Below are 15,567 nucleotides of genomic sequence, written 5' to 3' on the forward strand. Positions count from 1 at the left end.
TATCGTTTTTGTTCCTTAACATACATATTATATGAGGGAGTGAAGAGCGTCATGAGTTTATCAGAGCAGCAAGTGCGGGAACTACTACAGTCAGTAAACGACCCCCTCTTAAAAAGAAGTATCGTAATTCGTGATGTGAAAATATCAGATAAACATATAAGTGTTAAAGCAGCCCTTGCGAAAACGGCTTCTGCGGAGCAAATGGACGTGCAACAAGAAGCGGTCAATAAGTTAAAAGAGGCAGGTGCGGACTCGGTAGGGCTACGCTTTGAAGAGCTTGCCGACGATGAATTGTCTCCAGCCGATAAAGAAAAGATTAACCCAGGAACGCCTCCACTATTGTCTGAGGGAAATGACACACACTTTATCGCTGTCGCGAGTGGGAAAGGCGGCGTGGGAAAATCAACGGTTTCTGCTAATTTATCCGCCGCTCTCGCCCGACAAGGGAAGCGTGTTGGACTCATTGATGCTGACATCTACGGCTTCAGCATACCGGCAATCTTTGAATTAGAACGAAGACCGGAAGTGAAAAATGATAAGATTATCCCACCCGAAAAAAATGGGGTAAAGATCATGTCCATGGCCTTTTTCTCTGAGGATAATTCTCCAGTTCTGTGGAGAGGCCCGATGCTTGGAAAGATGCTTAATAACTTCTTCACAGAAGTAGTGTGGGGGGAGCTTGACTATCTAGTCCTGGATCTACCGCCTGGAACTGGCGACATTGCACTTGATGTGCACCGGCTTCTCCCAACTTCAAAAGAAATCATGGTTACGACGCCGCACCCGACAGCCGCTTACGTTGCAGAGCGTGCTGGAAAAATGGCTGAGAAAGCAGAGCATGAAATGATAGGTGTTATTGAGAATATGGCATATTATGAAAGCAAAGAGACAGGGAAGCGAGAATATGTTTTCGGACGAGGTGGCGGTGATGCTATTGCAGACAAATTCACTGTTCCATTGCTTGGGAGAATACCTCTTGCCCAGCCGAATGAAAACGGGGAAAGTGGATCTTCTTCGATCTTTACCGAGGATCATCCGATAGGTGGCATCTATAAAACAATTGCCGGTCAAGTAATCAATAAACTGGAACGTGTTTACACGCATTAGAAGTGAGACACAGACACAGAGAAAAACTGCCTACTTCTTTACATTTAGGCAGTTTTTGGCATGTCTAAAAATAAAGAAGAATGAAAAGAATAGAAAAAGCCATTGTTTTATGGTAAAATGAAGATTACTAATTTAATAGTAGCGTCCCTTTTTCGTTTTAGAAGGCACTTAGGGGGTATAAGAAAATGAAAAGGCTTGCATATCGTGGAATCAGCTTTAATGAGGCACAAGAAGTGATTGTAGACCAACGATATACGCGCGATGAACCGAGAGATTTCCAGAATGGCATTAAGGCTCGCTCTGTTTTCGGTTCCGGTATTTATTTGATTAATGACATTGAAACGGTAGCCTCTTACGCTTTTTGTCACGCTGAGGTGGAAGGGGATCCATTGGCCATGGTTCTTAAGCAGGAGCTTACTTTGCAGAATCCTTTTATTCTCAACTATAAATATACGGAAGAAAAACTGCGAAAAAAAGCACTGAACTGGAAGTATGGAAAAGAAGAGAGCCCTTTCATGGGGGGGACCAGCAGTGTTGATAGTGTAGAAGTGATGAAACAAGTAGGAAGCGTCATCAAAGAGTACCTTCTAGCCCATCATTATGATGGAATTATTTACCATATTAATGATGAAATTATTTATTACGTGGCGTATAACCAAGACGAGCAGATTACAAATATTGAGCCTGACTTCTTTTTTAGAGTAGAAGATTTAAAAAAATATAGTGCATCCTCCTTACGTCGCAGTTACAAACAAGCAAAATAAGCAAGCTGATTCCTTCCTTTGCAACGAGACAAAAGAAGGAATGGCCTTCCTACTCTGTTTTTATCATAGCCGTTTCACCCGAACCCAAGGCCGTTCATCTTCCCATTGTATGGAAACAGGGAGACGAAAGGTATGTTCGAGTAGCGATTCTGTTAAAACAACCTGCTTTTCTCCACTTGCGACTACAGTCCCTGATTGTATAAGTAATGTATGTGTAATAGACGGAACGATCTCTTCGATGTGATGGGTCACCAACAGTAAAGTGGGACCTTCAGGGTCGTTATTCATCTCCTCGATAGCAGTAAGCAGTTCTTCTTGTGAATAAATGTCAAGGCCGCTACAAGGCTCGTCTAAAATAAGAAGTTCAGGTGAAGCCATTAAGGCACGGGCGAGTATTACCTTTTTCTTCTCGCCTTGTGAGAGGGACGTAAAGCGTTGATCGGCTAATCCATGTATATGAAAGCGACATAGTAATTCCTCAGCTTTCCTCACATCTTGTTCAATAATGTCTTCATACACACCAACTGACGCATGTTTTCCGCTTAGCACGATAGAGAGGGCACTATCACTTGGACGAGTTTGGAACCGTTCCTCAATCGATGCACTGACCCAGCCGATAGCTTTACGTAACTCATGGATGTTTGTCTTACCAAAGCGTTGACCCAAGACGTCAACTTCCCCGCAGCTTGGCCATTGATAGCCGGTTATTATCTTCAAAAGCGACGTTTTTCCGGAGCCGTTTAGCCCAAGGATTGCCCAGTGTTGCCCTTTCTTTACTTCCCACGAAATATTGTCCAATATCTGCTTTCCTTGCTGCCTCCAGCCGACTTGGTTAAGTTCGAGGATGCTCATATCCTGGCTCCTTTCCCGAAATAATAACAGAAATTCCCTCAAGACCAAGATCTTGAGGGAATACATATAGTGTTACTCTACATTATAAGGATTCAATTGCTTCTTGCACAGAAGTGTATTCATAGCCGAGATCTTCTGCTACTTTTTGGTGAGTGATCTTTCCGCCGGCTGCGTTCAATCCTGGCTCAAGTGCTTTGTTGTCTTGGATTGCTTTCTTGACACCTTTGTTCGCAATCTGAAGTGCGTAAGGAACAGTTACGTTTGTAAGTCCCTGTGTTGAAGTACGCGGAACTGCTCCTGGCATATTCGCTACAGCATAGTGGAGAACACCATGCTTCGTGTAAGTTGGGTTGTCGTGAGTTGTCACGCGGTCAGCAGTTTCGAAGATACCGCCTTGGTCAATCGCAACGTCTACTACGACAGAGCCTTCTTTCATGTTCTTCACCATGTCTTCGCTGACAAGCTTTGGTGCCTTTGATCCTGGGATCAGAACAGCTCCAATAACAAGGTCAGATTCAGCAACAGATTCTGCGATGTTTACTGGAGAAGACATAAGTGTTTGGACACTCTTGCCAAAAATGTCTTCCAGTTCGCGAAGACGCTCAGGATTCAAGTCAATGATTGTTACGTCTGCGCCAAGACCAACTGCGATCTTTGCTGCATTCATCCCCACAATACCGCCTCCGACAACGGTAACTTTTCCGCGCTGCACGCCTGGGATGCCCGAAAGAAGCACACCTTTGCCGCCTTTTGATTTCTCAAGGAACTGTGCACCGATTTGTGCTGCCATCCGACCAGCTACTTCACTCATTGGTGTTAAGAGAGGAAGCGTACCGTTCACCGTGACAGTTTCGTATGCAAGCGCTGTACAACCGCTGTCTGCAAGTGCTTTCGTCAGAGCAGGCTCAGCCGCTAGATGTAAATAAGTAAACACGATTAGATCAGAGCGTAAGTATTGAAATTCAGACTCAAGAGGCTCTTTGACTTTCATGATCATATTTGCTTTTGCCCAAACATCTGCAGCATTATCAATGATCGTAGCGCCTTCATTGCGGTAGTCTTCGTCTGTGTATCCGCTGCCAGTTCCGGCGTTTGTTTCCACGATGACCTCATGGCCGGCTTTTGTAAACGCAACAACCCCTGCCGGCGTTAACGAGACGCGATTTTCGTTGTTTTTAATTTCCTTAGGAATACCAATAATCATAAAAAATCCTCCTTCTGACTCCACTGAGCTAATATGTATGGTTCTTATACAATACAAGAATCATCTATCTTCCATAGTATTATACTATTTTAAAAAAAACAATTGAAATATAGGTTTTCTGTGAAATGTCCATATTTTACTCACAAGTAGCCGGAAAAGGTACCTAGTCTTATGCTTATCCCTCCATAATAGGAAGAACCCGGCATCGAATAGAATGCCGGGTTTGTGAAAATGTTTAGTTGTTGTCGTGGGTCTTGATGTAGCCCGTTTTCCACTCAGTATAAAAGTCGATGCCGACGCTGCCTTGTTCGCGGAAGCCGCCGAGTCCAGTTCCTTTAATACCACCGAATGGAAATTGAGGCTCGCTGTGCATCGTCATCATGTTGACGTGGGTAAAGCCTGCTTCGATGTTATCCATGAAGTGCATCGCTTTGTCCATGTTGTTCGTATAAATAGTTGAGGAGAGGCCGTAATCAATGTCGTTGGCCCAATCGAGTGCCTGTTCATACGAGTCTGCCACCATGATGCTGATGACAGGGCCAAAAATTTCTTCCTGTGCAATCGTCATATCGGGAGTCACACCGCCGAAGACAGTCGGTGCTACGAAATATCCGTTGCTGCACTCATCGTCGGTAAGCTGCTTTCCACCGGCAAGAAGTTCAGCGCCTTCTTTTTTACCAGTTTCAATATATTCGAGAATAGACTTCATAGAGCCCTCATCGACAACCGGTCCCATTTGGGTATCGTTGTTCATTGGGTTACCGACTTTTAATTTTTCAACCTTCGGGATTAGCTTTTCGATAAATTCATCGGCAATGTCTTTCATTAAGATCACCCGACTAGTAGCCGTGCAACGCTGGCCGCTTTCACCGAAACCACCATCGATAACGTTACTTGTCGCTAATTCCAAATCCGCGTCCTCGAGGACAACAAATGGGTTTTTTCCGCCCATTTCGGCTTGGAAACGTGCGCCGCGCTCAGCGATTAGCTTATTAATCGTGTTTCCGACTGGATTAGAGCCTGTAAAGGAGACGGCTTTAATATCTTTGTGCTTTGCAATACCGTTTCCGATGACAGAACCGGAGCCTGTAACGAAATTGAGAACACCGGCTGGCAAATCTACTGCTTTATACGCTTCGACTAACCACTGGCTGATTAGTGGTGTTTGACTGGACGGTTTAAAGACAACGGTGCATCCGCAAGCGAAGGCTGTCGCAATTTTCCATGCAGCGATTGCTAATGGCACGTTCCACGGTGTGATCACACCAACAACACCGATAGGTTCACGCTTCGTATAGCCGCGCACCTGCGAATCCCAGGATGGAATTGTCTCCCCTGTCAGTCTTTCTGATTCTCCGCTTAAATAGCGCATCGCACGGATGGTGCGGATTACTTCTGCGTCCGCATCTTTATAGGACTTACCAACTTCACGAACGAGTTGGAGCTTGTATTCTTCCGCATGCTCTTCAATATAGCGGGCTGCTTTTTGAATATATTCTCCGCGTGCTGGCGCAGCAGTCTTTTTCCATGAAGGGAGGGCTGCTTTTGCTGCTTCAACCGCTTGGTTCAGTTCGGCTTCTGTTGATTTTTGAAATTCACCCAGTATTTCGGACTTGTTCGCTGGGTTCTCTACCTTGAATGTTTCATTGGAGCTTGATGCCACTTCTTGTCCATCAATATAGTTATAATATGTGGTTAAGCTTGACGTCTGTGTCATGTGTATATACCTCCATAATTTTAATTATTTAGTCGAAATCCTACTTTTTTACAAGTCCTATTCTATTACAGTTCCACTTGTTTTGCTAGTTTTTTGAGGTGGAAGTAGACGGTTGACATATCCTTTGGCCCGTAGCCTGCTTTAGAAACACTCTCGTACCAGTCGATGAGCTTATCACCAATGGGAAGCTCGGTGCCGGATTCTTCCGCCATCTCTTTTGCAAGTTTTAAGTCTTTTAAAAGAAGGTCTGTCGAGAAGCCGGGCTCCATGTCATTTTCTTTAATATACTCTTTATAGTTACGGTCATAGATTTTACTCTGTCCGTAGCTGGCGTTAAGGATCTCATACATTTTCTCACGATCAAGTCCCATGTTTTCTCCGAGTGTTAATGCTTCTCCGACTGCTTCGGTGTAGAAGCCGATCATCAAGTTGTTGATAAGCTTAATGACAGTACCGTTGTCGTAGCTTTCTCCGAGGTGAAACAAGTTACCACCTAAGATATCAAGAAGTGGGTAAACTTCATCGAAATATTCTTTAGGACCACCAACCATAAACGTTAATGTCGCGTTGACGGACCCGATAACACCACCGCTAACCGGGGAACCTAAATAGCGGAGTCCTTGTTTTTGGCACGCTTCCCCTAGTTCTCGGTTTAGTTCTGGCGCGACCGTGCTTGTGTCAACAATAAGCAGGTTAGCCGGTGCGCTGTCTATAATTCCTCCTTTGTCGAAATATACACTCTTAACAACAGCAGGGGTTGGCAGGCTGACAAATAGAACATCCGCCTGTTCAACGGCGTTGCTCATCTTGGAACATGCTTCTCCGCCTTTTTCAGCAAACGCTTGGCGCGCTGTTTCATTGATGTCATATCCATACACCGTGAAGTTATTTTTAATTAAATTCTCAGCCATAGGGAAGCCCATGTTCCCAAGTCCGATAAAACCGATCTTCGCATTGTTGTTCATTTTGTTCACTCCTGTTGTGTAGGTTTTGGGAATGTTCGTCATAAATGTCTAGAAAATAGTTTTTAGTAAAAGATTGTGTAGCCAATGACTGCGAGTATTAACACAATTGTTGGGATAATAATGCTGATCACGACAATTGGCTTGTAAGCTCGCTGGTGGGTCTCATTCGAAATTGCCCGTACGGTCGTAACCACATAACCATTGTGTGGAAGGGAATCAAGACCGCCGGAAGCTAGTGCTGAAATACGGTGCATGGCTCCTGGATCGAGACCTTGTGTTTGGTAAATTGGCGCAAGAATTGGAAGCGCGATACCAAGCCCTCCAGAAGCAGAACCGGAAATACCAGCGATAACAGTGACTGCAACGGCTAACCCTGCATATTCGAGACCAGGCATGCCGGTAAGGGTGTCGACGATCGATTGGAAAGACGGTACATTAGACGCAACGCCTCCAAAACCAACGACACCACATGTGTTCGTAATTGCAACCAAGGCATTATCAGTTCCTTGCGCAAGCGCTTTCCAATAATGAGGTGTAAATTTATACATGAGTAGCCATCCGGATATGATCCCAGCAAATAATGCGAATAAGACGGCATCGTCCGTTGGAACCGAGAAGCCATTCGCCAACAAGTTCAGAACACCGACAACGATTACTAAAGGAAGAATTGCAAGGATCGCATGCGGCAACTCTTTTTCTTGTGTACTTGTTTCTTCTGTCCCTGCTGCTTCATCGGCACCAGCTCCGGCAGCGATAGGGAGAGCAAAAGTTTCTCCGTTTGCTTTTGCCTTGTTAACCATGCGACCTAACGCTAGACCACCCACTACCATAATCGCAAAGGCGGCGAGAAAGCCGATAATTCCCCCGGCAGTCGGGGTTGTCCCAAAATGCTCTGTCGGGATCAAGTTTTGGATTTCTGGAGATCCTGGTGCTGTCATTGTAAATGAAATGGAGCCAAATACTAGACACGCCGGAATAAATCGGTGTGGCAGGTTTGCGGTTTTAAAGAGGGCAGCTGCAATCGGATACACAGAAAAGCCGACGATAAATACACTAACCCCTCCGTACGTCATGATCGCGCAAGCAGCTACAACCGCAAAAACAGCTCGCTGAGCCCCGAACTTATTTTTAACAAATTCGGCAATGGAATCAGCTGCCCGGGTGTCTTCCATGACTTTTCCGAAAATAGCCCCAAGTAGAAAGACTAAAAACCAAGAAGCAAAAAATCCTGTAAAGCTTTCCATGTACGGACCGGTCAGTGCCTCAATAAGATTAAGTCCGCCGGTAAGTGCTACGATGATGGAACTGATCACCGCTGCGATAATAATGTTAATTCCTCGCATCGTTAAGAACATTAACAGACCTAGCCCGACGATTAGACCAATATAACTAAGTACCATAATATTTCCTCCTATTCAGTGGTTTCTGGATAGTTTTCCTTTGCAAAATCGTACGTATAACAAATGCGATATAAATCGATAACTTCTTCTTTCGTTGGAACGCGCGGGTTATTAGCAGGACTGCCGCTTGCCAGTGCATCATCTGCCATTTTCTCTAAAGAACGTTCAAATGAATCGGCCTCGATTCCCCATGTGTGCAAGTTGGGGATGTCCAAATCAACGCATAATTGTTTAATAAATGAGATCAATTCTTCGCAAATGGCACGTGTAGATAAGCCAACTGTGTCACTGAGCACAACGCGGCCGATATCAGCGAGCCTTTCCTCGCAGTCGCGGCGACTGAATTCCAATACTGCTGTTAGTAGCATCGCGTTCGAGATTCCGTGCGGAACGTGGTATAGCGCGCCTATTGGACGTGACATGCCGTGAACGAGGCAGACTGATGAATTGGAAAAGGCAATACCCGCCTGCATGGATGCCTGAGCCATCTTTTCTCGTGCTGTCCGGTCGCTGCCGTCTTCATACACTCGCTTGATATTCGCTGTGATTGCTTGAATGGCATCGAGCGCAAGGACATCGGAAATCGGGTGCGACAGTTTTGAAAGATAAGCTTCGATGGCGTGGCAGAGCGCGTCAATACCAGTTGCTGCGGTCAGTCCCTTAGGTGCAGACATCGTGAATGCAGGATCGACAATCGCCACGTTCGGCATGATAACCGGCTGTTTGATCATCATTTTGATATCTTTTTTCGTGTTTGTAACAACGAAAGCATCCGTTACCTCAGAACCGGTTCCGGCTGTTGTTGGAATGGCAATGACGGGCAAAGGAGTGCGGGCAATTTCTTTTTTGTTCCCGACATACTCCATTAAATCGCTTTCATTATTCGCGAGAACAGCGGTGGCCTTAGCAGCATCAATGCAGCTGCCGCCTCCGAGCGCAATGATAAGGTCGCAGTTATGTTGACGTAAGAGAGCCAGTGCCTCGTTAACGTGAGTGTCTTTCGTTTCGCTATCCACACCTGTGTACGGAACACTAATAACTCCGGCTTCCTTAAGACGCTTTGATACGTCTGTTACATAGCCTAGAGACTGCATCGGTTTATCACTGATTAACAGTGCCGACTGGCCAAGTTTTGCGGCCTCTTCTCCAAGCTTTTCGATACTGTTGTCTCCGTAATAGACTGCATCGGGAATTCGCAGTGAGTTTGTTTTCATAGTTGTTCTCCTCCCTTTTTAAAATTGTAGTAGTGTTTTTACTATTCATACATAATGCAAGCTGCGTGCCAACTCTGGGAGACTCTGCAATTCCACCTTGTTATATTTCTATGACTTGTTTATTGTATAATAAGGGAGACGAAAATTCACTTTTATTGTCTCGCTAAAAAGACATTACGTTGATTTGGGGAGACAGGTGAGCAATTGCAGCACGGAAGGGTGAAAATGATGGATGTGTTAACGGTAAAAGATTGGATGAATCGGGAAGTCGTGACAATTGCACCGAGGGATTCTATCTATAAGGCGGCAAGTATTGTTGCGTATTATGAACAGGATTATGCAGTAGTCACAGACTCGGATAAAAAGGTAGCGGGTGTTGCTTCTTTTGCGGCTATTATGGAGGCTTTGTTAAAAGGAGGGGACAAACAAGAGAAAATAGAAACTGTTATTAGTCGCCAGTTCCCGGTTTGCCATCAGGATGATTCGATTCACGAGCTTGTATTTCCTGACCGGGGCCCTCTTCTCGTCGTCGACAGGGAAGGCCGTCTGCAGGGTTCCATTGCTCCAATTGATATTACAAGAAAAAGTATCGAGAGAATTGATTACACGCAGTCACTTGAACAAATGATTGAGTGGTTTACGTTTTGTTTTGACACCGCTTATGAAGGGATTACTGTTGTAGACAGAGACGGATTTATTAGGCTTTTTAATGAATCGTATACGCGTTACGTCGGAGTGAGCCAGGAAGAGGCGGTTGGTAAACATTGTACGGAGGTAATCGAAAACACCCGTCTGCCGGTTGTGCTGGAAACAGGTCTTCCTGAACGCAATCAGCCCCATACGCTTCAAGGAGTTCCGATGATTGTGCACCGTCTGCCTATATGGAGAGGGGACGAGCTGATTGGGGCCGTCGGTATGCTGATTTTTGAAGGGGTGTCGGAGTTATATGACACCTACAATCGGATGCAGAACTTTCAGCCGGTTGCAAAGCAGTCACGGGTCTTTTTTGATACGCCCAAATTGCGAAGGGAGTCGATGGTGACATTCGATCATATTATCGGTTCGAGCACCCAGATCAGTCAAGCGAAAAAACAGGCGATTCGGGCAGCAAAAACGGCAGCCTCGATTCTCATCACCGGGGAAAGCGGGGTCGGAAAAGAAATGTTCGTGCGAGCGATCCATCAGGTGAGCCCGATGAACAAGGGACCGCTTATTTCCTTGAATTGTGCAGCTATCCCAGAAGATTTGTTGGAGTCGGAACTGTTCGGCTATGATGCTGGTGCTTTTACAGGGGCGCGTCAGGGAGGCAAGCCAGGGAAGTTTGAACTTGCACATGAGGGAACTTTGCTTCTCGACGAAATTGGCGACATGTCTCCTCATTTGCAGGCAAAATTGCTGCGCGTGCTTCAAGACCAGACGTTTGAAAGAGTCGGTGGCACAAAAGAGGTGAATGTAAACGTACGTATCATTGCTGCAACGAATCAGCCGCTTGCGGACATGATTGAAACAGGGGAATTTCGCGCGGACTTGTATTACCGCTTAAATATTTTGCCGATTAATATTCCGCCGCTACGTGAGCGGAAAACAGACATTCCACTTTTGGTCTCGCATTTAATCCGACATGCAGCCGAGAAGCACAATCTTGCAGTTGTAGAAGTAGACCAGCAGGCAGTTATCGCGTTTATGCGCTATCACTGGCCGGGGAATGTACGCGAAATGGCAAACTTGTTAGAACGGTTAGTAATTATGACCGATCATAAAAGGATCGAATTTGTGGATTTACCTGATTACATCAAAGAATGCTATGAAGAGGCGGGTCCTGCTCCGGAAAAAACAGCGAGCACACCGCAAGAGGCAGCCGAGGTGGAAGAAGCAGTCTCTCAACCCCTACTTAAGCAAATGAAAGAAACAGATAAGGAAAGAGAACGGGAACTTTTGTTAAGCAGTTTACAGCAGGCAGATGGCAATAAGACGAAAGCTGCCGCCCTGCTCGGCATTCACCGCTCCACATTTTATAAAAAGATAAAGAAGCTTTTCCCGGAAGAAAAGCTTTAAATGTCGGGGGGCGTAAAAACAGGCCGGTTCATTGAAAACACCGCAGGTTCTCTATCTAGTTACTTGAACGTGAGCTGTGCTACACGAATACTAATCGTATACAGTTCAATATTTAAGTATTGAAGGAAGTCTTGATGGATTTTATTCTGGGCATCCACGGTTATGTCTTTAATATTTTCTCCTGGGGACGCATATAGACCAATATCGAGTGCTACTTTTGGTAAGTTGCCGAGTGTGATTTTGATATTGTTGTGGCTTGCTACAGCGGGATGAGTGTCGCAAGCAGCTGCGACAATTTTTTTTAGAACCTCTGGCGAAATAATAATGGACCCCATCTGGAAATTAGGTTCGACGACGGTCGTTTCTCCAATCACTTCTTTTTTTAGGTTGAACACTTTATTTCCTTTCGCAATTAATTTTTTGAAAAAATTTTGTTCGACTTGGACATATGGAATCGGAATAATATGCTTCCCTTGGGTACGGCGCACGAACAGGGCCATCTTAATTTCAGCTGAGGAACGGATGTCGTTAATGTCGACGTATGTATCAATTTCCCCGAGCTGGAGTTTGGAGGCGATCAACTGCACCATTTTTACAGATGTCCCGAGCACGAGAATCCTTGTGATTGGCAGTTCTTTTAAGGCACTTCTTACTTCTTCGGTATGATCTTTATAAAAAAACGTAGCCCGCTTTATCGCAGTAATGTAATTTTCTTCATATTTCGCTGACTTCCCGGCAATTTTTTTTCCTTTATAAATTAAAAGTCCATCATCAATAATGGCGGGGATATGGTGATTGTGCGCATATAAAAGCGCGCTTGAACTTTTCCCCGTCCCGCTTGGTCCTGACAATGCGTATACCTTCATCGCGTTTGCTCCTTTCTTGCTCTGATTTAAAGAAAGCATATCTTATTCAAGGGGTACGGTCTAGTTTGGCTTTCGATTGGATGAGTATGAGTCGATCATCCATTGTTTTTCTTATGTATATAAAGGGACTTTTAAAAGCCATAAAGAATGCCCCATCCGCGAACTTTAATAGTCACACAGAAGGGGTCTCGTTAGATTTCTATAAAATTTCTCTACTTATTACTAAATAGTTATTTGTACAGTATGGCGCCCTAGACAGGATTCGAACCTGTGACCTACAGCTTAGGAGGCTGTTGCTCTTCCTCTGAGCTACTAGGGCAGGGAAACAACAGGGAAACACTTCTATTTTATCACTTTTCCAGTGTTGTGCAACCTGCCTAAGGGAGCAAAATATCTTTTTCCACCTGTCTGTTTTTAAAAAATTCAACCAAATGGATCTTTGTGATATCATAACAGTAATAATCATTTGGTAATTTGAAGAGTCATCTAAAGGAATTCAGAGGAAGGCTCTGTTTTAGATGTTATTTAATGTGGGGAGAGGGAGATTTTATTTGGACATCATAACGGTTGCGCTTGCGATTGCGATGATGGGGATCATTATTGCCATTGGAGTCGTGGTGGCAAAACAGATAACAATCACAGAAAATATAAAGAAGTTGTTTGTCGTGTTGATTATTAATGTGGCGGTTCCGTCGATTATATTGAACGGTGTTTTTAACACGGAGATGACCGATGCCATACTCCGCCAAGTGTTTACGGTGTTTGGATTTTCGATTGTTTTTAATGCAAGTGCTGTCCTGTTTGCGGTTATCGTTGGGAAAATGTTTCGGCTGGAAACATCACTTGCAAAAAAATTGTCTTTGTTAGCGGCACTTGGGAACACAGGGTTTATTGGCATTCCGCTAAGCCTGGCGATATTCGGTCCGCTGGGTGGTTTATTGGCAGCAGTTTTTGACGCCGGTCTCGATGTGATTTTGTTTTCGGTCGGGGTTTATTTGCTACAATCTAATCAAGGGTTTGATATTAGACAGCTTAAAGCACTTCTGAATCCTCCGCTTATCGCGATTACGTTCGGTATGCTATTCGCGGTGAGTGGCTTTGAAGCCCCTGTGCTCCTGCAGGATTTAACGGCAATGTTATCGGGGCTAGCGGCACCGTTGGCAATGTTTTACATTGGTTTCCTACTGCCACCGTTCTTTAAAAAAGGAGAAGCATTTTTCTTTCCACAGATGTGGCTTCCTGTGTCGCTTAAGCTTCTTGTCATACCGCTCTTGGCAATGCCACTCATACTTCTGTTATCCTTGGATGGCATTTTGCCGCATCTGCTTATCCTGTTATCCGCTATGCCGAATATCATGTTGGCAGCGCCGTTATTTGGCCGCTATACGAATGACGAAGACAAGGCAGCGATGACGACAATATATTCAACATTGCTGTCTCTTTTAACGATTCCACTCGTGGCATGGCTCGCGAACATCGTCGTCACTACCTAAAGGGGGGGGGCTTTCATGAAAACGCTGCTCGCGATTGGGATCGGTGCTGGCGTGGGATCATATGGCCGTTATTTGGTATCCTTGCCGGATTTCTCGCTCGTCTACCCGGCCGGCACTTTCCTAGCAAACGTATCAGGAAGTCTATTATTAGGGATCTTTTCCGGATACTTCAGCGTTAAAAAGCCGAAGGAGTGGATGAAAGCAGGGTTGGGTGTGGGGCTCTGCGGAGGATATACAACCTTTTCGACTTTTGCTTTTGAGGTGAATATGTTTCTCTTTCACGAACAATGGTTGGAAGCTGCCATCTACATGGCAGGAACATTGGCAGGCGGGATCACGCTAGTGTTTCTCGGCTTTTATCTCGGAGAAAGAATGGGAGGGGGAGAGGAATGATAGGTGTTTACATCGCTGTCGGCGGGGCGGCGGGTGCAGTCTGTCGTTACCTTCTTGGCCGTTTTGTTGCGCGTTTTCAAGCGGGTATCCCCATTCCTATTAGTATGCTCGTGGTGAATGTACTTGGCTCATTCGGGCTAGGTGTTCTTGTTGGTACACTATATGGCGGTATGTCTGCGGATGCCAGCACGGAGCCTTTGTACCTTTTGGTTGGGACTGGTTTTTTTGGTGCCTTTACGACTTTCTCTACGTTTTCGCTAGAGATAATGCAGCTGTTGCATTACAAGAAAATACAGTTAGTAGTCTATTACGTGATGCTCTCTTACGTTGGAATAACACTGTCCTTTTATATCGGTTTGTCTGCCGTTGTTTAACTAGGGTTACGCAGAGCATGTCATATACCAAATGAGAAACAGCCTTCCCCTTTGATAGGGGGAGGTTATTTTTATTGAAAGGATTTAAACGAAAGTCTATTTTAACAAAATCAGCAGATTTCCTGATGAATCACCCCACAACAAGTAGCGTCCAGTCCACTATACTATCAGTACATTAAGAGAAAGGAGGAAGTTCATGTGAACGAGAACAGAATAAGAGGTAAAAAGAAGAAAAAGGAAAAGCTTCTTCAGGAATTACAAGAGTTAGAGAAAGAAATAGAAAAAGAGAAAGAAAAAGAAGAAAAATCTTAAGGTTGGTTCGATCAGTTGTCATCTTATCGCGGTACAGTTGATTGATTGTCATTATCTCCAGTCACCATTTAGTAAACGGGAACAGAAAATTCTCGTATCTCACATCAAGAAAAGGAGAGTTTGTTAATGGGGAAACACGATAATTTCAGATTGTCTAGATTGTTAGAGAAAAAAGAAAGACTGTTGGAAAAGTTGGAGGAGCTAGAGGAGTTTATTGAAAACGCAGGTAATGAATCAAGTAGAGGAAATGGTTCTTACCCATCCAATGGTGAAGTGAACGTGGAAGCAAACGCTGAGGCGGATGCCGATTCTCAAGCAGACGCCGATTCCGAATCAGATTCCGATTCCGAATCTCAAGCGGACGCCGATTCCGAATCAGGTTCCGACTCTGATTCTCAAGCGGACGCCGATTCTGAATCAGGTTCCGATTCCGATTCTCAAGCGGATGCAGATTCTGAGTCAGATTCCGATTCCGATTCTCAAGCAGACGCCGATTCCGAATCAGATTCCGATTCCGATTCTCAAGCGGATGCAGATTCTGAATCAGATTCCGATTCCGATTCTCAAGCAGATGCAGATTCTGAATCAGATTCCGATTCCGACGCTCAAGCAGACGCTGATTCCGAATCAGATTCCGATTCCGATTCTCAAGCGGATGCAGATTCTGAATCAGATTCCGATTCCGATTCTCAAGCGGATGCAGATTCTGAATCAGATTCCGATTCCGATTCTCAAGCAGATGCCGATTCTGAATCAGATTCTGATTCCGACGCTCAAGCAGACGCTGATTCCGAATCAGATTCCGATTCTCAAGCAGATGCGGATTCCCAGTCAGACTCGGACGCAGATGC

The 15,567-nt window shown here is 44.9% G+C and carries 14 protein-coding genes and 1 tRNA gene; 7 read left to right on the forward strand and 8 right to left on the reverse strand.

Features of this window, described 5'->3' with window-relative positions:
- Positions 1 to 51 precede the first annotated feature (51 nt).
- Together LOR49_RS11545 and LOR49_RS11550 are read left to right on the forward strand one after the other, a co-directional pair.
- Positions 52 to 1,107 (forward strand): Mrp/NBP35 family ATP-binding protein, encoded by a 1,056-nt coding sequence (locus tag LOR49_RS11545; protein ID WP_240376853.1) that lies wholly within the window; start codon positions 52 to 54, stop codon positions 1,105 to 1,107.
- 185 nt (positions 1,108 to 1,292) lie between these two features.
- Positions 1,293 to 1,871, forward strand: coding sequence for a hypothetical protein (locus tag LOR49_RS11550; RefSeq protein ID WP_240376854.1), 579 nt, complete (start codon positions 1,293 to 1,295; stop codon positions 1,869 to 1,871).
- Between the two features lie 63 nt (positions 1,872 to 1,934).
- On the opposite strand, the gene LOR49_RS11555 is transcribed toward LOR49_RS11550, so the two are convergent.
- The 6 genes from LOR49_RS11555 to LOR49_RS11580 all read right to left on the reverse strand — a co-directional run bounded on the left by LOR49_RS11555 (position 1,935) and on the right by LOR49_RS11580 (position 9,223).
- Positions 1,935 to 2,723: an ABC transporter ATP-binding protein gene (locus LOR49_RS11555; RefSeq protein WP_240376855.1), complete on the reverse strand. Its 789-nt coding sequence runs from the start codon at positions 2,721 to 2,723 to the stop codon at positions 1,935 to 1,937.
- Between the two features lie 82 nt (positions 2,724 to 2,805).
- A complete protein-coding gene (ald, locus tag LOR49_RS11560; protein WP_240376856.1) occupies positions 2,806 to 3,927 on the reverse strand; it encodes an alanine dehydrogenase in 1,122 nt (373 codons plus the stop codon).
- Positions 3,928 to 4,162: 235 nt separating this feature from the next.
- Positions 4,163 to 5,644: an aldehyde dehydrogenase family protein gene (locus LOR49_RS11565; RefSeq protein ID WP_240376857.1), complete on the reverse strand. Its 1,482-nt coding sequence runs from the start codon at positions 5,642 to 5,644 to the stop codon at positions 4,163 to 4,165.
- A 65-nt stretch (positions 5,645 to 5,709) separates the two neighbouring features.
- Positions 5,710 to 6,609 carry an NAD(P)-dependent oxidoreductase gene (locus tag LOR49_RS11570; RefSeq protein ID WP_240376858.1) on the reverse strand — a complete coding sequence of 300 codons (900 nt, stop codon included), beginning with the start codon at positions 6,607 to 6,609 and terminating at the stop codon, positions 5,710 to 5,712.
- 62 nt (positions 6,610 to 6,671) lie between these two features.
- A complete protein-coding gene (locus LOR49_RS11575; RefSeq protein ID WP_240376859.1) occupies positions 6,672 to 8,009 on the reverse strand; it encodes a GntP family permease in 1,338 nt (445 codons plus the stop codon).
- Between the two features lie 11 nt (positions 8,010 to 8,020).
- Positions 8,021 to 9,223: an iron-containing alcohol dehydrogenase gene (locus LOR49_RS11580; protein WP_240376860.1), complete on the reverse strand. Its 1,203-nt coding sequence runs from the start codon at positions 9,221 to 9,223 to the stop codon at positions 8,021 to 8,023.
- A 225-nt stretch (positions 9,224 to 9,448) separates the two neighbouring features.
- On the opposite strand from LOR49_RS11580, the gene LOR49_RS11585 reads away from it, so the two are divergent.
- Positions 9,449 to 11,278 (forward strand): sigma-54-dependent Fis family transcriptional regulator, encoded by a 1,830-nt coding sequence (locus LOR49_RS11585; RefSeq protein ID WP_240376861.1) that lies wholly within the window; start codon positions 9,449 to 9,451, stop codon positions 11,276 to 11,278.
- Between the two features lie 59 nt (positions 11,279 to 11,337).
- Here LOR49_RS11585 and LOR49_RS11590 read toward each other — a convergent pair whose 3' ends face one another.
- Positions 11,338 to 12,144, reverse strand: coding sequence for an Asp23/Gls24 family envelope stress response protein (locus tag LOR49_RS11590; RefSeq protein ID WP_240376862.1), 807 nt, complete (start codon positions 12,142 to 12,144; stop codon positions 11,338 to 11,340).
- A gap of 244 nt (positions 12,145 to 12,388) precedes the next feature.
- Positions 12,389 to 12,463: transfer RNA gene (locus LOR49_RS11595), tRNA-Arg, on the reverse strand.
- Positions 12,464 to 12,695: 232 nt separating this feature from the next.
- Between LOR49_RS11595 and LOR49_RS11600 the strand changes: the two genes are divergently transcribed.
- The 4 genes from LOR49_RS11600 to LOR49_RS11615 form a co-directional block, all read left to right on the forward strand.
- A complete protein-coding gene (locus tag LOR49_RS11600; protein ID WP_240376863.1) occupies positions 12,696 to 13,637 on the forward strand; it encodes an AEC family transporter in 942 nt (313 codons plus the stop codon).
- Positions 13,638 to 13,652: 15 nt separating this feature from the next.
- Complete coding sequence (locus LOR49_RS11605; protein ID WP_240376864.1) at positions 13,653 to 14,030, forward strand: fluoride efflux transporter FluC; 378 nt, start codon at positions 13,653 to 13,655, stop codon at positions 14,028 to 14,030.
- Positions 14,027 to 14,404, forward strand: coding sequence for a fluoride efflux transporter CrcB (crcB, locus tag LOR49_RS11610; RefSeq protein WP_240376865.1), 378 nt, complete (start codon positions 14,027 to 14,029; stop codon positions 14,402 to 14,404). The genes LOR49_RS11605 and crcB overlap by 4 nt, the downstream gene beginning before the upstream one ends.
- A gap of 438 nt (positions 14,405 to 14,842) precedes the next feature.
- The coding region (locus tag LOR49_RS11615; protein WP_240376866.1) for a hypothetical protein at positions 14,843 to 15,567 on the forward strand (725 nt) is incomplete at its 3' end.

Origin of the sequence: Bacillus piscicola (assembly GCF_022458745.1) — a bacterium.
Classification (GTDB): domain Bacteria; phylum Bacillota; class Bacilli; order Bacillales; family Marinococcaceae; genus Alteribacillus_A; species Alteribacillus_A piscicola.

Bases quoted from the DNA above. Each gene is read 5' to 3' on its own strand.
- LOR49_RS11545 (WP_240376853.1), top strand. From the start codon at position 52: ATGAGTTTATCAGAGCAGCAAGTGCGGGAACTACTACAGTCAGTAAAC.
- LOR49_RS11570 (WP_240376858.1), bottom strand. From the start codon at position 6,609: ATGAACAACAATGCGAAGATCGGTTTTATCGGACTTGGGAACATGGGC.
- crcB (WP_240376865.1), top strand. From the start codon at position 14,027: ATGATAGGTGTTTACATCGCTGTCGGCGGGGCGGCGGGTGCAGTCTGT.
- LOR49_RS11590 (WP_240376862.1), bottom strand. From the start codon at position 12,144: ATGAAGGTATACGCATTGTCAGGACCAAGCGGGACGGGGAAAAGTTCA.
- LOR49_RS11565 (WP_240376857.1), bottom strand. From the start codon at position 5,644: ATGACACAGACGTCAAGCTTAACCACATATTATAACTATATTGATGGA.
- LOR49_RS11555 (WP_240376855.1), bottom strand. From the start codon at position 2,723: ATGAGCATCCTCGAACTTAACCAAGTCGGCTGGAGGCAGCAAGGAAAG.
- LOR49_RS11550 (WP_240376854.1), top strand. From the start codon at position 1,293: ATGAAAAGGCTTGCATATCGTGGAATCAGCTTTAATGAGGCACAAGAA.
- LOR49_RS11580 (WP_240376860.1), bottom strand. From the start codon at position 9,223: ATGAAAACAAACTCACTGCGAATTCCCGATGCAGTCTATTACGGAGAC.
- LOR49_RS11575 (WP_240376859.1), bottom strand. From the start codon at position 8,009: ATGGTACTTAGTTATATTGGTCTAATCGTCGGGCTAGGTCTGTTAATG.
- LOR49_RS11585 (WP_240376861.1), top strand. From the start codon at position 9,449: ATGATGGATGTGTTAACGGTAAAAGATTGGATGAATCGGGAAGTCGTG.
- LOR49_RS11605 (WP_240376864.1), top strand. From the start codon at position 13,653: ATGAAAACGCTGCTCGCGATTGGGATCGGTGCTGGCGTGGGATCATAT.
- ald (WP_240376856.1), bottom strand. From the start codon at position 3,927: ATGATTATTGGTATTCCTAAGGAAATTAAAAACAACGAAAATCGCGTC.